Annotated in this window: 3 protein-coding genes; 2 read left to right on the plus strand and 1 reads right to left on the minus strand. The window is 36.6% G+C overall.

The features are described from left to right. The first annotated feature begins 157 nt into the window (after nt 1-157). Complete coding sequence (locus tag ACFIMC_RS03130) at nt 158-667, plus strand: Panacea domain-containing protein (protein ID WP_375627966.1); 510 nt, start codon at nt 158-160, stop codon at nt 665-667. 362 nt (nt 668-1029) lie between these two features. Further along, nucleotides 1030-1557 (plus strand): hypothetical protein, encoded by a 528-nt coding sequence (locus ACFIMC_RS03135; protein WP_375680991.1) that lies wholly within the window; start codon nt 1030-1032, stop codon nt 1555-1557. Between the two features lie 13 nt (nt 1558-1570). On the opposite strand, the gene ACFIMC_RS03140 is transcribed toward ACFIMC_RS03135, so the two are convergent. Continuing rightward, nucleotides 1571-2182 carry a hypothetical protein gene (locus ACFIMC_RS03140; RefSeq protein ID WP_375630712.1) on the minus strand — a complete coding sequence of 204 codons (612 nt, stop codon included), beginning with the start codon at nt 2180-2182 and terminating at the stop codon, nt 1571-1573. Nucleotides 2183-2317 lie beyond the last annotated feature (135 nt).

Raw genomic sequence — 2317 nt, forward strand, 5'->3', positions numbered from 1 at the left:
CAGTCATCTGCTTATGACAGAAGCATTTACAGACCTCTTGATACGCCCCATACCGTTATGAATGACAGTGTTCCTTTTTAAGGATATTATTGAATGAGGAAAGTGATCATGTTAAAGCAATTCTGTAAAGTTGTATATTTTGTGGGGTATGAATGATATGTACCAAGTTCAGCAAATTGCTAACTTCTTTCTTGAAAAGGGACGTGAAGAGAATATCCCAATTTCTCCTATGAAGCTCATTAAACTGGTGTATCTTGCGTATGGATGGATGTTAGCAGCTACAGGTAAGCGTCTCTTTCCTGATCGTATAGAAGCATGGCAGCATGGTCCCGTGATTCCGGCTCTTTATCATGAGTTTAAAGATTGGGGAAGGCGTTTTATCGATTGCTATTCTCGAACAGTTGATTTAGAGACAGGAGAAATTTTGATTCCTAAAATTCCTAAAGAATCCGCTGATAAATATACAGTTAAATTATTAGAGATCGTCTGGAATGCTTATAAAAATTTTTCACCTTGGCGCTTGCGCAATGAATCTCATGAGAATGGATCTCCGTGGGAGAGAGTATATGATTGTGGGCAATTTGGTGTGAAGCTAAAAGACGATGACATCAAAGAATATTTCACACAAAAAATTAACGGGTATTTACAAGAGCCGGAAAAAAAATAAACACCTTCATCTTAAGCAACTTCAACGTGCAAGTGATGCTGTTGGAAATCAATCTATTAGAGTGATTGCAGATTGTCTTCCGAGGAGAACTGTTCATTATGCTGTTACAGAACAAGAAATAAATCTATTAAAAGATCACGCAACGTCTGCATGTCGTTTTCATGGAATAATGGGGACTTTATTGGGTACGCTTTTAATTTTGTCCATAGAACTATTTTGGGATAAAAGTCATTTAAAAATTAAGCTAGTTTTTATAATTATAATATCGATCATTCTGGGTTTGTTATTCTTTTATAGTCTAAAGTTCAAGTCAAAAGCAGAGGAAATTTGGCAAAATATTAAACAGGAATCTGGGGACATAAGTGAAAAAAAATAAAAAGAGGGGACGCCCTAAAATAGCAGGGCAGGTAAGAGAACCAAACGGACGTATATCACGTGCAAAAGCACCGCGTGAAGCCGTTGATAAATTGGCAATAGAAATGCGTGCAAAGCGCTTCGGTTTAACGCTACAAGAGGCAAAAAATCCACTTTCTGGTACCTATATAGGGCGGCTTTGCTTGCAAGGCGTGATTACTCAAGAGCAATATGATGCCGCGCAACAATATCTACAGATAAGAAACGACTATTTGTGTGCAAAAGGCTTGCCAAGTGCTGTTTATAATGAAATTCCGTCATCTTCTGATGATAAGGCAAGAGACAAGTGGGTAGCATTTGCAACAGAGCAGTTTATAAACATGCAAGAGGCACTAAAAGAAGCCCAGTGTCTTTATAGACAGTACAATCTTTACGCAGCGCTACAGTACCTCGTTATAGAAGATCAAATGCTACCACATCTTGTGAATTCACTGCGGGTTGCTCTTAACGTGCTTCAGAAACATTTTGATCGTTAAATGACAATCTCTATTACGGTTTCATTATATTGTATATCGTTCGTAAGTCTCTACAAAACCTAGCTGTTTTTTTTATGCCTCTCCCATTATCGACTCTCATACTAGACACTAAATCAACAACTTGTGTTTCGGGGTTAATGCCATTTCCACTCGGAGAACTAAGAAATTTTTTTGCGTAATAAAACATTGGATCTGTACTACTCATAGACATGTTGTATGCCCAAATAAAATTTTCTTCACTCCAATTATGTTCATAGCGTAAAGTATTTATTACACTAGGTAGCATCGCCCATGACATCTCCTTATTATAATCACCCCTTAGTAAATTCACAAAGCGTCCACATAAAACAATAAGTATGTGACGATGCCATACAGTGTCAAATTTGGCAGTTATATTTTGATAGCCATTTTTGTATGCAAATTGATTTGCTTCGTGTTGCTTGTCGAAATGCGTAAAGTCTTCATATTCTTTACTTGCATATTTATCGTAAAGTTGATTGTACTGCTCTATAGTATCTACACGTGTAAATGTACGTGTAAATCCAAATGACGCTGATGCAGATAGCGCTGATATAGAAAAGAAAGCTATAAATGTTATGATGCGTGTTATGGATAATGGTTTCATTATTTTGGATCCTTAATTATTCATAAGCGCTGTTTAACCGATTCCCTTTGAAATTATCAATATGTGTTATTTTTATGTTGACAAAGTGTAGCAAATCGTATTTAATGACATTGCTGTACTTAGGCGTATTGTGTC

The organism is Bartonella sp. AP21QHHD (genome assembly GCF_042196205.1).
Taxonomy (GTDB): Bacteria; Pseudomonadota; Alphaproteobacteria; order Rhizobiales; family Rhizobiaceae; genus Bartonella.